Source organism: Noviherbaspirillum sp. FW303-A3 (genome assembly GCF_058788695.1).
This window is the reverse complement of record NZ_JBYTAZ010000001.1, coordinates 2,066,104-2,083,147: the sequence shown is the minus strand read 5'-3', so window position 1 is coordinate 2,083,147 and position 17,044 is coordinate 2,066,104. Positions and strand designations below refer to the sequence as shown.

General features: G+C 63.4%; 22 protein-coding genes. 5 read left to right on the top strand and 17 right to left on the bottom strand.

Features of this window, described 5'->3' with window-relative positions; genetic code table 11:
- Window positions 1-33: 33 nt before the first annotated feature.
- The 3 genes from AC3WOY_RS10220 to AC3WOY_RS10210 are packed head-to-tail and all read left to right on the top strand — an operon-like array spanning window position 34 to window position 3,044.
- Window positions 34-756: an aspartate/glutamate racemase family protein gene (locus AC3WOY_RS10220; protein WP_492423339.1), complete on the top strand. Its 723-nt coding sequence runs from the start codon at window positions 34-36 to the stop codon at window positions 754-756.
- 20 nt (window positions 757-776) lie between these two features.
- Window positions 777-1,790: a type I asparaginase gene (locus AC3WOY_RS10215; protein WP_492423337.1), complete on the top strand. Its 1,014-nt coding sequence runs from the start codon at window positions 777-779 to the stop codon at window positions 1,788-1,790.
- Between the two features lie 60 nt (window positions 1,791-1,850).
- Window positions 1,851-3,044: a benzoate/H(+) symporter BenE family transporter gene (locus AC3WOY_RS10210; protein WP_492423335.1), complete on the top strand. Its 1,194-nt coding sequence runs from the start codon at window positions 1,851-1,853 to the stop codon at window positions 3,042-3,044.
- A gap of 6 nt (window positions 3,045-3,050) precedes the next feature.
- On the opposite strand, the gene AC3WOY_RS10205 is transcribed toward AC3WOY_RS10210, so the two are convergent.
- The 6 genes from AC3WOY_RS10205 to AC3WOY_RS10180 form a co-directional block, all read right to left on the bottom strand.
- Window positions 3,051-3,908 carry a DMT family transporter gene (locus AC3WOY_RS10205; protein WP_492423333.1) on the bottom strand — a complete coding sequence of 286 codons (858 nt, stop codon included), beginning with the start codon at window positions 3,906-3,908 and terminating at the stop codon, window positions 3,051-3,053.
- A complete protein-coding gene (locus AC3WOY_RS10200) occupies window positions 3,909-4,283 on the bottom strand; it encodes a 5-carboxymethyl-2-hydroxymuconate Delta-isomerase (protein ID WP_492423331.1) in 375 nt (124 codons plus the stop codon).
- 76 nt (window positions 4,284-4,359) lie between these two features.
- Window positions 4,360-4,671, bottom strand: a complete 312-nt coding sequence (locus AC3WOY_RS10195; protein WP_492423329.1) for a cupin domain-containing protein — start codon at window positions 4,669-4,671, stop codon at window positions 4,360-4,362.
- On the bottom strand, window positions 4,668-5,162 hold the full coding sequence (locus AC3WOY_RS10190) for a DUF3291 domain-containing protein (RefSeq protein WP_492423327.1): 495 nt from the start codon (window positions 5,160-5,162) through the stop codon (window positions 4,668-4,670). The genes AC3WOY_RS10195 and AC3WOY_RS10190 overlap by 4 nt, the downstream gene beginning before the upstream one ends.
- 7 nt (window positions 5,163-5,169) lie before the next feature.
- Window positions 5,170-6,156, bottom strand: coding sequence for an NADPH:quinone reductase (locus AC3WOY_RS10185; protein WP_492423325.1), 987 nt, complete (start codon window positions 6,154-6,156; stop codon window positions 5,170-5,172).
- 28 nt (window positions 6,157-6,184) lie between these two features.
- On the bottom strand, window positions 6,185-6,535 hold the full coding sequence (locus AC3WOY_RS10180) for a DUF2917 domain-containing protein (protein ID WP_492423323.1): 351 nt from the start codon (window positions 6,533-6,535) through the stop codon (window positions 6,185-6,187).
- Window positions 6,536-6,678: 143 nt separating this feature from the next.
- Here AC3WOY_RS10180 and gcvA point away from each other — a divergent pair, with 143 nt between their 5' ends.
- A complete protein-coding gene (gene gcvA, locus AC3WOY_RS10175) occupies window positions 6,679-7,581 on the top strand; it encodes a transcriptional regulator GcvA (protein WP_492423321.1) in 903 nt (300 codons plus the stop codon).
- On the opposite strand, the gene AC3WOY_RS10170 is transcribed toward gcvA, so the two are convergent.
- From AC3WOY_RS10170 to AC3WOY_RS10120, 11 genes are all read right to left on the bottom strand, one after another.
- Complete coding sequence (locus AC3WOY_RS10170; protein ID WP_492423319.1) at window positions 7,582-7,851, bottom strand: DUF493 family protein; 270 nt, start codon at window positions 7,849-7,851, stop codon at window positions 7,582-7,584. It lies immediately after the preceding gene.
- A gap of 61 nt (window positions 7,852-7,912) precedes the next feature.
- Window positions 7,913-8,758 (bottom strand): D-amino acid aminotransferase, encoded by an 846-nt coding sequence (locus tag AC3WOY_RS10165; RefSeq protein WP_492423317.1) that lies wholly within the window; start codon window positions 8,756-8,758, stop codon window positions 7,913-7,915.
- 10 nt (window positions 8,759-8,768) lie between these two features.
- Complete coding sequence (locus AC3WOY_RS10160) at window positions 8,769-9,053, bottom strand: DUF1330 domain-containing protein (protein ID WP_492423315.1); 285 nt, start codon at window positions 9,051-9,053, stop codon at window positions 8,769-8,771.
- Window positions 9,054-9,222: 169 nt separating this feature from the next.
- Window positions 9,223-10,368: a D-alanyl-D-alanine carboxypeptidase family protein gene (locus AC3WOY_RS10155; protein ID WP_492423313.1), complete on the bottom strand. Its 1,146-nt coding sequence runs from the start codon at window positions 10,366-10,368 to the stop codon at window positions 9,223-9,225.
- 108 nt (window positions 10,369-10,476) lie between these two features.
- A complete protein-coding gene (locus AC3WOY_RS10150) occupies window positions 10,477-11,100 on the bottom strand; it encodes an alpha/beta hydrolase (protein WP_492423311.1) in 624 nt (207 codons plus the stop codon).
- 12 nt (window positions 11,101-11,112) lie between these two features.
- Window positions 11,113-11,430 (bottom strand): (2Fe-2S) ferredoxin domain-containing protein, encoded by a 318-nt coding sequence (locus tag AC3WOY_RS10145; RefSeq protein WP_492423309.1) that lies wholly within the window; start codon window positions 11,428-11,430, stop codon window positions 11,113-11,115.
- Window positions 11,431-11,468: 38 nt separating this feature from the next.
- Window positions 11,469-12,620 (bottom strand): VanZ family protein, encoded by a 1,152-nt coding sequence (locus tag AC3WOY_RS10140; protein ID WP_492423307.1) that lies wholly within the window; start codon window positions 12,618-12,620, stop codon window positions 11,469-11,471.
- 65 nt (window positions 12,621-12,685) lie between these two features.
- On the bottom strand, window positions 12,686-13,297 hold the full coding sequence (locus tag AC3WOY_RS10135; protein ID WP_492423305.1) for an ABC-type transport auxiliary lipoprotein family protein: 612 nt from the start codon (window positions 13,295-13,297) through the stop codon (window positions 12,686-12,688).
- A 12-nt stretch (window positions 13,298-13,309) separates the two neighbouring features.
- The gene (locus AC3WOY_RS10130; protein WP_492423303.1) at window positions 13,310-14,245 is read right to left on the bottom strand and encodes an MlaD family protein; all 936 of its coding nucleotides are present in this window, start codon (window positions 14,243-14,245) and stop codon (window positions 13,310-13,312) included.
- Window positions 14,235-15,032 carry an ABC transporter ATP-binding protein gene (locus tag AC3WOY_RS10125; protein WP_492423301.1) on the bottom strand — a complete coding sequence of 266 codons (798 nt, stop codon included), beginning with the start codon at window positions 15,030-15,032 and terminating at the stop codon, window positions 14,235-14,237. Before AC3WOY_RS10125 ends, AC3WOY_RS10130 begins: the two co-directional genes overlap by 11 nt.
- Window positions 15,032-16,153 (bottom strand): MlaE family ABC transporter permease, encoded by a 1,122-nt coding sequence (locus AC3WOY_RS10120; RefSeq protein WP_492423299.1) that lies wholly within the window; start codon window positions 16,151-16,153, stop codon window positions 15,032-15,034. The genes AC3WOY_RS10125 and AC3WOY_RS10120 overlap by 1 nt, the downstream gene beginning before the upstream one ends.
- A gap of 99 nt (window positions 16,154-16,252) precedes the next feature.
- On the opposite strand from AC3WOY_RS10120, the gene AC3WOY_RS10115 reads away from it, so the two are divergent.
- Window positions 16,253-17,041, top strand: a complete 789-nt coding sequence (locus AC3WOY_RS10115; protein ID WP_492423297.1) for a biotin--[acetyl-CoA-carboxylase] ligase — start codon at window positions 16,253-16,255, stop codon at window positions 17,039-17,041.
- Window positions 17,042-17,044: the final 3 nt, after the last annotated feature.

Sequence of the window (17,044 nt, the reverse complement as noted above, 5' to 3'; positions counted from 1 at the left end):
CAATCCTTTGATCCGCCTTTCACGAATCATTCCATGCAAGCGAATCCAGCCTCACGCAAGAAGATCGGTATCATCACCGGATCGGGGCCGGAAGCGGGCATCGACTTGTGGAGCAAGCTGCTCGCGGCCAACCGGAAGATCCATGGCAACCGCTTTCGCGGCGACCTGGATGCGCCCGACGTCACCGTCCTGTCCGAGTCCACCCTCGGCCTGTCGATGGAACTGGCGGAAAACGACCGCGTGGTCTGGCAATGTCTCCGCCATGCTGCCGAGGCGATAGCACAGCGTGTCGACTACTACGCCATCGCCTGCAATACGCTGAACTACTACCAGCCGCAGCTCGAAGCGTTACAGCTGCCGGCAAAATTCGTCTCGTTTGCGGATGCCGTCACCGGCTTCGTGAAGGACAACCGGATCGAGCGCGTGGCGCTGCTCGGTGCGCGTCCTGTCACCGACCTTGGCCCGTGGTCGCACTACCGCGCGCTTGCGGAACATGTCGCGATCGAATTGCCGAAGCCCGCGCTTGCGGAGCAACTGCACGGGTTGATCTACGACGTGAAAACCTATGGCGGCAATGCCGAGGATATCCGCCATCGGTTCCGCGAGATCCTCAATGGCCTGGAATCGCATACCGTCCTGCTGGCCTGCACCGAGTTGCCGCTGATTCCCCTCGACGCGGGGCACAAGCACGTGGTCGACGTGACGGGACTGGTTGCCCAAAGGCTGGCACGGCTGGCAAACGGCATGCAACAGTAACGAACAACACTTCCTGATCGATGAACAACAAACACATCGGACTGATTTACGCCGGCGGCACGGTCGGCATGACGATGACGGCGCAGGGCTATGCGCCGATGCCGGACTTCGGGGCCGCGCTTGCGCGCTTGTTCGCGGCGGCGGGGGACTCGATGCCGCGCTATACGCTGCACGAATATGCCGTTCCCATCGACAGCACCAATGCGACCCCGCAGGACTGGCAGAGCATCGGCCGCGATATCGCGGCGCGTTACAACGACTACGACGGCTTCGTCGTTTTGCATGGCACCGACACGATGGTGTACACCGCGGCGGCTCTTTCTTTCATGCTGCAGGGGCTGCGCAAACCCGTCATCGTGACCGGTTCGCAGATTCCCCTCGGTGTGGCGCGCTCCGATGCGGCGCAAAACCTTGTAACCGCCATGCAACTGGCCGTGTCGGACGCTATCAATGAAGTGGCAATCTACTTCAACCAGCGTCTCCTGCGCGGCAACCGTGCGACGAAGGTGAGCACCGAGCGGATGGATGCCTTCGACAGTCCGAACTATCCGTGGCTGGCTGACGTGGGGATCAAGGTGCGGCTCAACCAGGCAGCCTTGTTGCCGCGCGCGGACCGGGAACGCTTCGAGCTTCCCGACTATGGGCGGGAAACCGTATTGCCGGTGCGCTTCGTCCCCGGCATGCCGACGGCGGTCGTGCAGGCGATGATCGACCTGAAGCCGCAGGCGCTGATCCTGCAGTGCTACGGCGCGGGCAATGCGCCGGACCGCGACCCGGCGCTGATGGACATGCTCGCGCGTGCGAGCGCGCAAGGCATGGTGATTGCCGCCTGCAGCCAGTCGCCGCACGGACGTGTCGCCATCGGCACGTATGCGGCGGGCGCCGGCATGACGGCTGCAGGTGTCATCGGTTCCGGCGATATGACCTTCGAGGCGCTCTTCGCCAAGCTCCATCACCTGCTTGCGCGTGGCCTGCCGCCCGAATCGGTGCGCAAGGAACTGCTGCGCGACCTCGCCGGTGAACTGAGCGCGTGATCGTGTTACGCTAGGGCGCCTGTCAAACATGCCGCCCCGCGCGGCACGCGCCAACGCCACATGTCACTCATCAAGGATCTCTCCCTGCCCGCCGTCATCGCGGGCTTCGTTACCGTACTTGTCGGATTTACCAGTTCCGCGGTCATTGTGTTCCAGGCGGCGAACGCTGTCGGCGCCACGCCCGGACAGGTTGCGTCATGGATGTGGGCACTCGGCCTCGGCATGGGTGCTACCTGCATCCTGCTTTCGTTGCGCTATCGCGTCCCTGTCGTCACCGCCTGGTCGACGCCGGGCGCGGCCATGCTGATTACGGGCGCTGCCGGTGTGTCGATCGGCGAAGCGACCGGTGCCTTCCTGCTGTCCGCCGCGCTGATTGCGGTGTGCGGGTTTTCGGGATGGTTCGAACGCATGATCAACCGCATCCCGGTTTCGATCGCCTCCGGCATGCTGGCGGGCGTGCTGCTGCGTTTCGGCATGGATGTGTTCGTCGCGATGAAGACCCAGTTCGTCCTCGCGCTGGCGATGTTCCTCGTCTACCTCGTGGGCCGGCGCATGTTCCCGCGCTATGCGGTGATCGCGACCTTGTCCGCCGGGCTGGGCATTGCTGCTGCGAAGGGCTTGCTGCACATGGAGGGCGTGCGTCTCGAACTGGCACGTCCCGAGTTCATCATGCCGGCGTTTTCCGTGCCGTCCCTGATCGGCGTTGCCTTGCCGCTGTTCGTCGTTACCATGGCGTCGCAGAACGTTCCCGGCGTCGCCGTGATCCGGGCGTCGGGGTACTCGGTGCCGATATCGCCGGTGATCGGCTGGACCGGGGTGGCGAATCTTGTCCTTGCGCCATTCGGCGCGTTCGCCCTCAACCTGGCGGCAATTACCGCCGCCATCTGCATGGGACGGGAAGCGCATTCGGATGCGCGGCGCCGTTATGTGGCGGCAGTCGCTGCAGGATTCTTCTACCTGCTGATCGGCCTGTTCGGCGCGACGGTCGGCGCCGTGTTCGCCGCCTTTCCCAAGGAACTTGTCCTCGTGATCGCCGGCCTTGCGCTGTTCGGGACAATCGGCAATGGACTTGCCGCCGCCCTGGCCAATGAGCGGGAGCGCGAGCCGGCGCTGGTTACCTTCCTTGTCACGGCCTCCGGCATCACGCTGTTCGGCATCGGCGCCGCATTCTGGGGGCTGGTCGCAGGCGTCATCGCGATGCTGGCCCTGCATGGCGGACGCCAGGCGGCGGGCGCCGCGCAGCAGGGCAAGTGACGCCGGTCAGGTGTTTCCTGTCTTGCGGCCGAAGGGGCGCAGCTCGGCGAGGAGCAGCGCACCGATGACGATGGCGCCACCTGCGACGCCGCGCCAGCCGAGCAGTTCTCCCAGCCACATCCAGCCGAACAGGGCGGCAAACACCGGTTCCAGTGCATAGATCAATGCCGCTTTCTCCGCGGCGACGCGGCGCTGTCCCACCGCCTGCAGGAACAGCATGCCGGCGGTGGCGACCGCGCCGAGGTAGAGCAATGTGGTGACATGCGGCATGGCACGTGCGTGCAGCGTGGCGAGCGTTTCGGACGGCTGCAGCAGCATCCACGCCGTAGCCAGTACGGCCATCACGGCGATCTGTGTCGCGGCAAGATGCTTCGCCTCATGGCGCGCGGCGCGCTGGGACAGCACGATCACGTACAGCGCATAGGCGAGCGCGCACACGATCGTCGCCGCATCGCCCGCCAGGTTTCCTCCGCCTTCCCACGACATCAAGCCGATGCCGGCGCAGGCCATTGCCGCGGCCGCCAGCGCGGTCCAGGTGAGCCGTCCGCCAAAGGCCAGGCCGAGCAAGGGCACCATCAGGACATTCAGGCTCGTCAGGAACGCGCTGCGGTTGGATGAGATGAATTGCAGGCCATACGCCTGCGCGACATACGAGGCAAGGGCGAGCACGCCGAGCAATGCGCCGTCGATCCACGCCCGGCGCGGCGCGCGCAGCAGGAAGGGCGACATGCACACGGCGGCCACGATGAAGCGGAATGCGGAAATCTCTACGCCGCCGAGATCGGCGGCGGTCGACTTCAGCAGCGGGAATGTGGTGCCCCAGACGAGGGTTACCAGCAGGAGGATCAGGATACCGGGATTCATTCAGCGCACCGATTCCGCGTTGAGGACTTCCTTGGCATAACTTGCGCGGTCGATGTCCAGCATCTCGACGCACAACTGTACCGGATGGCCGGCAAGGTCCTTGCACGATTCGGACAGTACGCGCAGCAGTGCATTGGAAAGCGCGCTCTTGACCTCGGGCGGGCGGCCGCTGAGGATGGCAAGCTTGACGTGGACGAAGGCGTGCGGGGCAGTCGTGACGCCGACATGCCAGGTGTCGAGCGCAATCGCGCGGCTCTTGATATCCATCTCCTTGAAATGGCCGGAGGCGACCAGCGCATGGTTGAGTGCGAGCAGGATACGGCCGGCGTTGATTATCGCGAGGTTGTTCGTGTATTCGAGTGTCAGGTGGGGCATCTTGCTTTTGGGTTCATCAATCCGGGCCGGACAGGATATCACCGGCGGCAAAAATTTTTGTTTGCAGTCGATTTCTCTACACGCTGCCTTCTTTTTCGATCACGAGGATGCGCGCCGCGCCGCGGGGATGGGCAACATGTTCGCAGCCGATGCCGGCAAAGAAGACATCACCGGTGTTCAGGACCGCAACCTGTTCGGCGCCGTTTTCCCGGTAGCGCATCTCGACCACGCCGTCGAGCACCGCGAACACTTCCTCGCCGTCGTTGACATGCCATTTGTAGGGCGCATCGGTCCAGTGCAGGCGGGTGGTGACGCCATTCATGCTGGCGATGTCGAGCGCGCCCCAGGCACGCTCGGCGGTGAATTCGCGGCTGCGAATGACGTTCATGCCTGCTCCTCGATGGAAACCGGCGCGCAGGAGACGATTGTTCCGGGCGCGGGGAAAAGTCTGGCAAAGGTAAAGGCGAAATCGCTCTCACCGTGAAGTTGCAGGTATTGCAGGCGTTCCTTTGCTTCGGTGATCGTGGGAATGTGTCCCGGCGCGATCCACCAAAGGGCGATGTAGGTCTCCTTGAAGCGCTCGAACCATTCCTTCCGCTGGCGCATGACCTGCGCATGGGCGCTGCGGTACACGAACTGCTTCAGGTGTTCCGGCGACTCCCATACCGACATGTTGATCAGGATGCGTTCGTCGTCGTACGGCTGGAGCGACGTGGCGTTGCCTTCGTCGGTCTTCAGGCGCCAGATGAAACCGGGGCTGGACTCCGCGAGCGCGTTGATCTCGTCGAGGCGCGCGACGAAGCCGGACATGACCGGATCGTCGATGGCGCCGAGCGCACGGCCGATGTTGACCTGTGCGAGCTGGCATGGATGTTTCATGTTTCTCCTAGTCGACAGAAAGGACGACATTGCCGACCACCTTGCCGCTTTCGACAAGTTCGTGTGCTTCGGCGATGCGTTCCAGGGGCAGGCGGGCGGCGATGTTGTGCTTGAGGACGCCGTCTTTCAGCAGCGCGGCAAGCCCGCCGAGGGCGGCGGCGCGGTCGGCGGGAGACAGGTTGTAGACAATGAAAAAGCGCAGTCGGATGTTCTTGACGATGGAAGGGAAGAAAGGCAGCGCGATCTCCGGCACTCCGCTACCGTAGGCAACGATGTCACCTTCCGCCTTGAGCATGGCGATGTCCTTGGCGGCATTGGCGCCAAAGTCCACTTCGATGATCCGGTCCGCACCGGCGCCATCGGTCAGGCCGAGGACAGCAGGAGCCAGGTCTTGCGTCTTGTAGTTGATGACGGCGTCCGCGCCGGCTTCCTTCGCCAGCGCCGCTTTTTCATCGCTGCTGACGGTGGCGATGACCTGTGCTGCTCCGGCGAGCTTCGCCATCTGTACCGCATAGTTGCCGACCGCGCCCGCGCCGCCGGCCACCAGGACGCGCTTGTTCGCGACGCCTCCGTCGACATGTACCGCATGCCATGCCGTCAGGGCCGGGATGCCGAGGCATGCGCCGACGTCGTCCGGGACGTTGTCCGGCAGCGGGACGGCCTGGCGAGCGGGAAGAGTGACGAACTGCGCCGCCGTACCCTCGGCGCGGCCCCAGGCGGCATTCCAGGTCCAGACGCGCTGGCCGATGCGGTCGGGGTCGATGCCTTCGCCCACCTGGTCGATCACACCTGCTCCGTCGCTGTGCGGGACGATGCGCGGAAAGGGCAGGGTGGTGCTGCGTACTCCGCCCCTGGTCTTGACGTCGGATGGGTTGACGCCCGACCAGGAGAGCTTGACGCGGACCTCGCCCGGCCCGGGGGCCGGTGTTTCGATCTCTTCGAGTGCAAGGACTTCCCTGGCGGGGCCGGTGCAGGTGTACGTGGCAGCGCGCATGTGATCTCCTGGTGAGCGACGCGCCGGGTCAGCACGCATCGCAGGTGCGATGGCGTTTCAACGAGGTCTGTACGACCGCATGCTGCGACATGCCGCGGAGGAAGGCGGCGACCCGTTGACCGATGCTTTTCAGGATACGGCCGGTTTGCGGGCGGCGCAATTCCACGCTGGCGTCCTGGTCGGCTTCCAGCACGGTCAAGCGTCCGGGGACGGCGGTGAACGTGTCGCCTGCGTGCAGGAAATAATCGTGCTTGATGCCTTCGACGGTAATCCAGACACGCCCGCGCTGGATGCGCAGCGTTTCGGCGCGGTCTGCGGTGCCGGAAACAGCCTGTCCGGAAAGAATGGTCAATGTGCCGTTTGTGAATAGCCCTCTCATGATGTCGCTCCTGGATTGCCGGGGCGGATGCCGCTGCACGCTTGCAGAATGGCTTTTTTCCTGTCCCGTGAAAGCATCATAGTCCTTGTCATGCGCTTGTCTAAACGATATATTTTTGATTCTCTTGATAGTTTTTCTCACATATGGCCGACTTCAGAAAACTTCCCAACCTGGCGGCGCTGCGCGCATTCGAGGCGGCGGCGCGGCATGGCAATTTTTCCCGCGCGGCGGAGGAAATCCATGTGACGCACGGCGCGATCAGCCATCAGGTCAGGGCGCTGGAAGAGGAGTTGGGCGTGCCCTTGTTTGCGCGTCACGGCAAGCGCATTTCCATCACGCCCGAGGGCGAGCGATTTGCGACAACCTTGCGCAAGGCGCTGACCGACATCGCGGCGGCCGCCGCGGCGCTGCAGGCCGACGGCAAGCAGAAGCGCCTGACGGTGACGGCATTGCCGTCGTTCGCGGCACGCTGGCTGTCGCCGCGCCTCGGGGAGTTCATCGAGCAGCATCCGGACATGGAAGTGATGCTGCAGTCGAGCAGCCAGCTCACCGACTTCGTGCGCGAGTCGGTGGACATCGGCGTGCGGTTCGGCAGGGGCAATTACCCGGGGCTGGTCGTGGAAAAAATCATGGACGATTACTACTACCCGGTCGCCAGTCCGCGCTTCAACAAGGGCAAGCTGCCGCGCACACCGGAGAAGCTGGCGCAGCATCCGCTGCTGCGTTGCGAGATGGAGCCGTGGACGCCGTGGTTTCGCGCGGCGGGGCTGGATTTCCTCGAGCCGACCGGCGGCCTCGTGTTCCAGGATTCATCGATGCTGGTGCGCGCGGCGGTGGAGGGGCACGGCATCGCGCTGGCGCGCCATGCGATCGCCGTGTCGGATATCGAATCGGGGGAACTGGTGCGACTGTTCGATATCGCGATCAGCACGCCGCAGTCCTACTACCTTGTCTGCCCGCCCGAGTCCCTGCGCAAGCCGCAGGTGCAGGCGTTCAGGACCTGGCTGCTGGGAGAGGTTGCGACGCTGCCGCAACCCAAGGTCTGATTACAGGACGACCTTGACCATCGGATGCGAGGACAGCGCGCGGTAGAGATTGTCGAGCTGCTCGCGGCTGGTGGCGCGCACCGTGACCGTGAGCGCGAGATAGGTGCCCTTGGACGAAGGACGCATTTCCATCTTGCCTGCATGGAAGGTCGGGTCGTGCAGGGTCACGACTTCCACCATGGTCTGGGCGAAGTTTTCCTGCATGACGCCCATGATCTTGATCGGGAAGTCGCTGGGGTATTCGATGAGGCTGTCGGTCGGCTGGGTCATGGCATTGCTCGCTGTTTCGTTCCATATGGCGACGGAACGACAGATTTTCAATGGCGGTATTTTACGCCCTCTTGGCGTCCTGGTAGGCCGCGTACAGCTTGCGGAACAGCGGGCCGGTGGCTCCGTCGCCCACGGGTTTGCCGTCAATGGACGTGACGGCAAGCACTTCGCGGCCGGCGGATGTCATCAGGACTTCATCCGCGGCGAAAACTTCGTCGCGCGTAATCTGTCTCGATGCGAAAGGAATGCCGCAGGCAGCGCAGAGTTCTTCAAGCAGGCCGTAGCGGATGCCCTCGAGGATGCGCGTATCCTTCGGCGGGCCGACCACGGTACCCTTGCTGACAATCCAGATGTTCGACGATGCGCCTTCCGTCAATAATCCGTCGCGGAACTGGATGGCTTCCAGCGCGCCGTGCTCTGCCGCATGCTGTGCGGCGAGCACATTCCCCAGCAGCGAGATCGACTTGATGTTGCAGCGCATCCAGCGCAAGTCCTCGGTCGTCACGCAGCGCGCGCCATTGTTGACGGTGTCCGCATCCGGCGGAGTGAACGCATTGGTCATGATGAAGACCGTCGGTGTTGCATCGGCGGGAAAGGCGTGCGCGCGCTTGGCCACGCCGCGCGTGACCTGCATGTAGATCAGTTGCGTGTCGGCGGGATGCGCTGCCGTCACCTTGCCGATCAGCGCCATCCATTCCTCCTCCGTGTGGGGATTCGGGATGCGGATTGCGTTCAGGCTGCGGAACAGGCGCGCCATGTGCTGCTTCGCGCGGAACATCTTCCGGTTGTAGACCGGGATCACCTCGTACACGCCGTCGCCGAAGATGAAGCCGCGGTCGAGCACCGGAATCTTCGCTTCGGACAGGGGCGTGAGTTCGCCGTTCAGGTAGACGAGCGGGTCTTGCATGGGGAATCCTTCAAGCTTCGTAGCTGACGAGGGTGACATCGGCGCCGGCATCCCGGATCGGGATCAGGGCCTGGTATTCGGGCGAGTCGTGCCAGCCAAGCAGTGCATCCTTGTCGGGGAAGCAGGCAACGACGGTATCGGTGTGTGCGTGGGCGCCGTTGAGGACCTTGAGCATCTTGCCGCGAAAGACCAGCTCGCCGCCCCAGGCGGTGATGGTGGCGCCCACCTTGTCGCGGTACTCTGCCCATCTGGCGGCGTCCTTGATGGTGATGTGACCGATGATGTATGCAGGCATGGCGGTTCTCCGGTAAGGGGAGAAGGCTGATGCAGCACCTTCGCCGTTTACTCCCCTCTCCCGCAGGCGGGAGAGGGGTGGGGGTGAGGGGGATGGTCAAGACCTCAGGCGGTAACGCGACCACCCTCATCCCCAACCCTTCTCCCGCCTGCGGGAGAAGGGAGTTGCATTACTTCATCCAGAGCCGCATGGAATCCCACGCACGGCCGATGATGCTGGCCTGGTTCACTTGTTCAAGCGCAACGACCGGCAGTTCGGTCAGCGCCTTGCCGTCGACCATCATCTTCAGCGTACCGACCTTGCTGTTCTGCGCGACCGGCGCGACCAGCGGGTCATTGCGCTCCAGCACAGGCTTCATCTTGTCGGCCACGCCCTTCGGCACGGTCACATAGACGTCATGCGTGAAGCCGATCTTCACCTGGCCCTGCGAGCCTTTCCAGACTTCCGGCGTCGCCACGGGCTGGCCCTTGGCGTACAGCTTGACCGTGTCGAAATTCTGGAAGCCCCAGTTCAGCAGCTTCTGGCTTTCGGAGGCGCGCACCTGGTCGGATACCGTGCCCAGCACAACCGAGATCAGGCGACGGTCGCTGCCGCCGTTCGGGCGCTTGGCGGTGGAGATCAGACAGTAGCCGGCAGCGGCGGTGTGGCCGGTCTTCATGCCGTCGACGGTCGGATCCAGCCACAGCAGGCGGTTGCGGTTCGGCTGCGTGATCTTGTTGTAGGTGAATTCCTTGGTCGAATAGATCTTGTACAGTTCCGGATGGTCCAGGATCATGCGCGTGGCCAGGATCGACAGGTCTTGCGCCGTGGTGTAGTTGTCCGGATGCGGCAGGCCGTGCGGGTTGGCATAGCGGGTGTTCTTCAGCCCCATGCGCTCGGCTTCGCGGTTCATCAGCGTCACGAAGGCCTCTTCCGTGCCGGCAACTGCTTCGGCTAGCGTGACGGCGGCATCGTTGCCGGATTGCACGATCAGGCCGTACAGCAGATCGTTCACCTTCACCGGCGTGGCCGGGTCGATAAACATCTTCGAGCTGCTCGCGTCCACTTTCCATGCGCGGACGGAGACGTTGACCATCTGGTTCAGGTCGAGACGCTTTTCCTTGACGGCGGAAAACGCCAGGTAGGCGGTCATGATCTTGACCAGCGATGCCGGCTCGACACGCGCGGTGGCTTCTTGCGAGGCAAGGACCTGGCCGCTGGTGGCGTCAAGCAGGAGCCAGGATTTGGCGGCAATGGTGGGCGGAGGCAACGCCTGTGCGAAGGCAATCGAGAAAGTAAACAGGGTGGCGGCAAGGGCCGCAATGAGCTTTTTCATGGGTTGTGCAGATTGAAACCCCGCGCGGTAACCGGGCGGATGCAAGAGTAAACAAGGTCCGAATTATAGCCCCGCAGAAAAGCTGGCGTCCGGAAAGAACGCCGGTTTTCAACGATGCCACATTTCGACCACGAAACTCTTTATATGTTGCAACTTGCGGTGAAAAAAGTGATCGGCGCCGGGAATCACGATGACCGGCAGGTCTTGCGGTCGTGCCCAATCGAACACATCCGAGAGGGGGATCGTCTCGTCGTGTTCGCCGTGGATGAGGATGGTGTTGTCCGGAACGGCAGGCATTGCCCATTTGCCCGCAGCAGTGCCGACCAGCACGAGGCGTTCTGCCGGCGTGCCGGCTGCGACAAGGCGCTGTTGCAGCTGCGACTGCACGAAGGTGCCGAAGGAGAAGCCGCCGAGCGCGACAGGCAGGCCGGGATACTGTTGTTGCATGTGCTGCAGCAGTACCGCCATGTCGTCGGTTTCACCGCGTCCTGCGTCGTGTTCGCCTTCCGACTTGCCGACACCACGGAAATTCATGCGCGCGGTAGCATAGCCAAGCGCGACAAAGGCGCGTGCCACAGTCTGCGCAACCTTGTTGTCCATCGTGCCGCCGTACAGCGGATGCGGGTGCGCGACAAGTGCGACGCCGCGCGGCACGTCGTTCGGCAGGTCCAGCGCGCATTCGATGTTGCCGGCGGCGCCGCGAAGGGAGAAACGTTGGGTCTGGGAATTCATTGTTCTTGTTGCTTAAATCTTCAGTCGCTCGACGACTTTGCCGTTGACGAGATGCTCATCGATGATTTCATCGATGTCCTGCTGGTCGACATAGGTATACCAGGTGCCCTCCGGATAGACGACCAGCACCGGGCCTTCCTCGCAACGGTCCAGGCAGCCCGCCTTGTTGATCCGTACTTTTCCCTGGCCGCTCAGGCCGAGTTTCTTGATGCGCGCCTTTGCGTGTTCCTGTGCCGCCTGCGCTCCCTTGTCATGACAGCAAGGACGGCCTTCCTCGCGCTGGTTCAGGCAGAAAAAGACGTGGTGTTGATAATAAGGCTTGTCGGACATGTCAATCTCTGGGGTAAAGCCGCCATGATACACCCCGGCTACTGGCGCTTCATGCGGTGGGCGGGGTGCAGCAGGAACCACAGGGCAAAAAACGTCCAGAAGATCGACAGGAAATGCGCAGCGCCGTTGAAATTCAGGAACTTTCCCTGCGTCCACGCCTGCAAAGTGGCGACGAAGTACGGGTTGGCCGGCACCAGATTGATGGCAATGAAACCCAGCAGCAGGCACAGCGCGGCGAGCCGGCGCTGCACAACCGGCGGCGCATAGGACAGCCCGCCGACCATCATGATGCCGATCAGCAAACCGCCTTTCGCGCCCGGGGTCAGCCACGCCAATGCATTGGCGGGTGAAAACAGCAATGCGTTTGCCATCACTTTCACGCCGATGGCGATTGCAATGAACAGGATCAGCAGCACGGGTTTGGGCGCCTGTTTGCGGAGCAGGATGGACCACGTCAGCATGGCCCCGATCAACCCGAATGCGGTGATCAGTGTTTCGGCCAGCCAGTACTCCTGTACCGACAGGTGGATGTCGCTTGTGAGGATGGCAACGAGGTCGACCGGAGTTTCCAGCCAGTCCGAGATCCAGTTGGAGAGAATCGGCATCAGCTGGCCGTGCCCGAACAGGTAGCCTTGCGGGTAGATCTGCGCGAGCGGCCACAGGCCGGCGACAATCAGTCCGCGACCCGCATCCGGCACGAACCAGTCGCGCCGCAACTGCAGGAGCCGGCTTTGTTCAAGGAAGGTATGGGTCAGCAGTGCGCCAAGGAAAGCGCCGATGCAGGTGCCTGCAAGATTGGTCAGGAAATCGAGGTTGGATGAAACGCGATTCGGAAGCAGCGTCTGCACCGCTTCGAGCCCGCCCGACAGCAGCATGCCGGCGAAGATGGCCGTGATCGTTGCCGACAGGCCGCGCAGCGTCGGATAGAGCGCAAACACCACCAGCATGCCGAAGGGCAGATAGCCGACGATATTCGCCGCGACGTCGAAGCCGGTCCAGTAATGCGGCATCGGCATGACCAGGAACGCCCACATCGGCAGGCCGATGTCGCTCCAGTTGGAGAACGGATACAGGCTGGCGTAGATGATCAGGAAGGTATACATCAGCAGGCCGACCCGGGCGAATGTGGACACACTCGCAGCCTGGACAGGTTCGCTGGTGGCTGTCTGCGGATTTTCCTCGGTGAGCAAGCTTCGCCTTCGTGATTGCGGTTAAAACGTATTTTCGGCAGATGCCCGAATTGCGGCAAGCGAAATTATTTCAACGGCAGGCCGTGCAGCCAGAGGATGATGTCGGCGATCGCCGCATCGCTTGCCGATGCGAGGGCTGCTGCGCCGCCGGCGGCATCTGCGCTGCCGGACGGCGACTGGCGGACAAAGCTGCGTTGCGCCAGCAGCGTGCGTCCGCGGTAAAGCGAGGCGCGCAACGCGACCTGGCCTGTACTTTCCGAGGGCGAGGCGAAATGCTGCGAGAAATCATCCGCTTCGATGCGCAGGACGGGGACATCCACCGCGCCGTCGGAAGCGGCCAGTGCAACGCCTCCCGCCTGGGCGATGCGCGCCTTCAGGTATTGCGTGAGCAATTGCGCCGGCGTCATCGTCCAGCGCGCCTGGGCGTAGGGACGCGGCTGCTGCGCGTTGGCGTAATTGAGCCGGTAGAACATCATGCTGCTGTCCAGCCAGACCGGCACCTGTACGGCTGCGATGCTGACCGGCGGCAATGCGGGGAGGGCGGTTTTGTCCTGCTGCGTTTTCAGGGGGCCGAGATCGTACAGCGTCGCCGAATCGGTATTGCCGCGCACAGCGCAACCGGGCAGCGCAAGCGCGCACGCAGTCATGAGGGCGATGGCGGGGATGAATTTTTGCATTGTTGTCCTCCCTTATTTCGACGGCACGGCAAATCCCGGTTCGCCGGGGCCCGGTGCGATATCCGGCGAGCCGAACAGGACGCTTTGCGGCCGTTCGCTGAAATTGTCGAGCGCGCGGTTGAGCGCGCGGATCGACGAACGGGCATCGCCGGCCAGCGGCAAGGTGTCGTGCTCGATCCTTTCGGCAACCGAGCCGAGACGTGCCGCGGTGTCGGTCACGGTGGCAAGGGTGCCGCCCGGTGCGTTCATCGTCTCGGCAATGCGGTTCAGGCTGCTCGCAAGCGCACTCGCGTCCCTCGAAAGTGCATCGAGCGAAGCGAGCGACTTTTGCGCTTGCGCCGTCACGCCGGGAAGCCGCGCCAGGGTCGGTTCCAGCTGGCGCGGAATCGATTCGATTTCCGTGGCCGCCTTGCTCACGTTGTCGAAGGCATCGAGGATGGCCTTCTGGTTGGCCGGTTCCAGCATGTTGTTGATCCGCTTTGCGACTTCTTCCGTCTGCTGCAGGATCGCAAGGCCGCGCGTCTGCAACTGGTCGAACAGGCTGGGACGCATCTCGATGCGCGCGACTTGCTGCGGCGTGCTGTGCAGCTTGACCGGCTTGCTGCCGTCGTCGTCGAGCTGCACATAGGCGATGCCGGTCACGCCCTGGTAGCCGAGTGTGGCGAAGGTGGATTGCGTGATCGGCGTATCGGGCTTGACGCTGATGTGCACGAGGATCTGCCCGACCGCTTGCGGATCGAAGGAAATGTCGTCCACCTTGCCCACGTCGAGGCCGCGATAACGCACCGCTGCCTGTGGATTGAGGCCGGGGACTGACAGCTTGGTGGCGATCTGGTACGGCACGTATTCCACGCGGTCGCGATTGAGCCAGATGCCGATGAACACGGCGGCGGTCAACAGCATGATGGTGAACAGCCCGGCGATCAGGGCATGCGCCTTATTTTCCATGGTTGGTTTCCATTTCCTTCTCGCGCAGCACCTCCAGCGCGCGCTGCCCGCGCTCGCCGAGGAAGAAACGCTGGATGAACGAATGCGGCAGCCCAATCACTTCCTTTGGCGAGCCGAGCGCGATCACGCGCTTTTCGGCCAGCACTGCGATCTTGGTCGACAGCGCAAAGAGCGTGTCGAGATCGTGGGTGACCATCACCACCGTCAGCCGCATCTGCTGGTGCAGGCTGCTGATCAGGGAGACGAAGCTTTCCGACAGGTCCGGGTCGAGGCCGGCGGTCGGCTCGTCGAGGAACAGCAGTTCCGGTTCGAGCGCCAGTGCGCGTGCCAGCGCCACCCGCTTCACCATGCCGCCCGACAAGTCGGCGGGCATCTTGATGGCATCCTTGGGCGTGATGCCGACCATGTCCAGTTTCAGCAGCGCCGCATCGCGGATCAGGTCGTCGGGCAGGGCGCGCAGTTCGCGCATCGGCTGGGCGACATTTTCCAGGGCATTCAGCGCGGAAAACAGTGCGCCATGCTGGAACAGCATGCCCCAGCGGTTGCGCAACTGTCGCAAGCGCGCGCCGCCGACGCGATGAATATCTTCGCCGAACACTTCCACATGTCCGCGCGTGGGTCGCTCCAGTCCAAGCATCTGCCGCAGGAGCGTGGTCTTGCCCGAACCCGAGCCGCCGACGAGGGACAGGATCTCGCCTTGGTTGACGTCCAGGTTCAGGTCCTGGTGGATGACGAACTGGTCGAACTGCGTCCACAGGTCGCGGATGCGGATGATCGGCGCGGCCATCAGAAACCGACTCCCTTGAACACGATTGCGAACACGGCGTCGGCCAGGATCACGACGGTGATCGCGGTGACGACCGACAGCGTGGTGCCCTGGCCGAGGCTTTCGGTGTTGGGCTTGATGCGCAGGCCGAAATGGCAGGCGACCAGGGCAATCAGGCAACCGAACACGACACCCTTTCCAAGGCCGATCCAATAGTTGGGCAAGGGGACGGCGCCGGGCAGTTCCTGGAGGAAGTAGGTGGCCGACAAGCCCAATTCGACCTTCGCCGCCGCCATGCCGCCCATCAGGGCAATGGCATCGGTCCACACCACGAGCAGCGGCATGGAAATCCCCAGCGCAATCACGCGCGGCATGATCAGGCGAAAGCCGTGCGGCATGCCCATCACCAGCATCGCATCCAGTTCCTCCGTCACGCGCATGACGCCGAGCTGGGCGGTGATCGCCGAACCGGACCGGCCGGCAACGAGGATCGCGGCAAGCAGCGGCCCGAGTTCGCGCACGATGCTCATGCCGAGGATGTTGACCAGGTAGATGTCGCCGCCGAAGGTATGCAGCTGCTGCGCCGACAGGTAGGACAGGACCACGCCGATCAGGAATCCCACCAGGGCGGTGATGCCCAGCGCCTGGTAGCCGATATGGAAAACGTTGGCCGAAATCTCTTTCCATGGCCCGCGCAGGGGGCGCATGATGAAGGTGCCGAGGTCCAGCGTCAGTTGTCCGATCAGGCCGACGAAGCTGAGCAGGTGGCCGGAAAAATTGTGCAGCGGCAGTGCAATGCCCTGTAGCGAGTACCAGGGGCGCTTCGACGCTTCGGGCAGCGCGAGCGCGCCTGCCTGTTCGATGCGGTTGAACACTTCCTCGTGGCCTGGCGCCAGCGTCAGCTGCTGCGGACGCGATTTTCCCCATGCATTCCAGAACAGTTGGGCGCCGATATGATCCAGGCCGGAGATGTGCGACAAATCCCACGCCGCCGAATCGGCCGGGACGGATCGCAGGCCGCTGGTGATCTCCTTGATCACGGCGGGATCGGCCAGTGCGTGAACCTGCCATCGGCCGGCGGCGGCGATGGCGGGATGCGGTCCCTTGCTGATCGTCAGTGTTGGGGATTGTCCATTTGGCATCTGGATAGTGTAAGGGAGATTGCCGCAAGGGTCATCCCGGCGGGCATGACCGGCGTCAACGGCATTAACCTTGTGCAAGCATGCCGCTACAATGTGCGCATGACACTTACTTCCGAACGCATCGCCTCCTTGCTCCGTCCCGCCGCCCAGCAGATCGATGTGCGGGTCGTCGACGAGACCGGATCCACGAATGCCGACCTGCTTGCCGCACTGCCATCGCTCGCCGCGCCCAGCCTCCTCATTGCGAAGTCGCAGACGGCCGGGCGAGGCCGCGCCGGACGCGAATGGCTGTCCGCACCGGGCAAGTCGCTGACCTTTTCCCTCGCCTGGAAATTCAGCCTGCCGGTCCATGCGCTTGTCGGCCTGCCGCTGGCCGTGGGCGTGTCGATTGCCGAATCGCTGGCCATGTTCAACGTGCAGGTCAGGCTGAAGTGGCCGAACGACGTGCTGCACGAGGGCAGGAAGCTGGCGGGCATCCTGATCGAATCCGCAACGGCCGCCCATGTCCCGCACGACGCGAGCTGGGCGGTGATCGGCATCGGCATCAACATCGCGCTCAGCGACAGCATGTCGGCGGAGATTGGCCGGCCGGTGGCGAACATTCCCTGGCTGGCGGAACTCGACCAGGACATGCTGATGGCGACGCTGGCCAGCGGGCTGGCGGAGGCGATGGTGCAGTTCGAGCATGAAGGCCTCGCCGCATTTACCCCGCGCTGGAACACCCTGCATGCCTATGCCGGACAGTCCGTGATGATCCTCGACAACGGTAAATTGCAGCATGAAGGACTGGCGGTCGGCGTCGACGAGATCGGACGGTTCGTGCTTGATACGCCGGCCGGGCGCAAGACGATCATGGCGGGCGACGTGTCGCTGCGCCCGAAGGGATAAGGC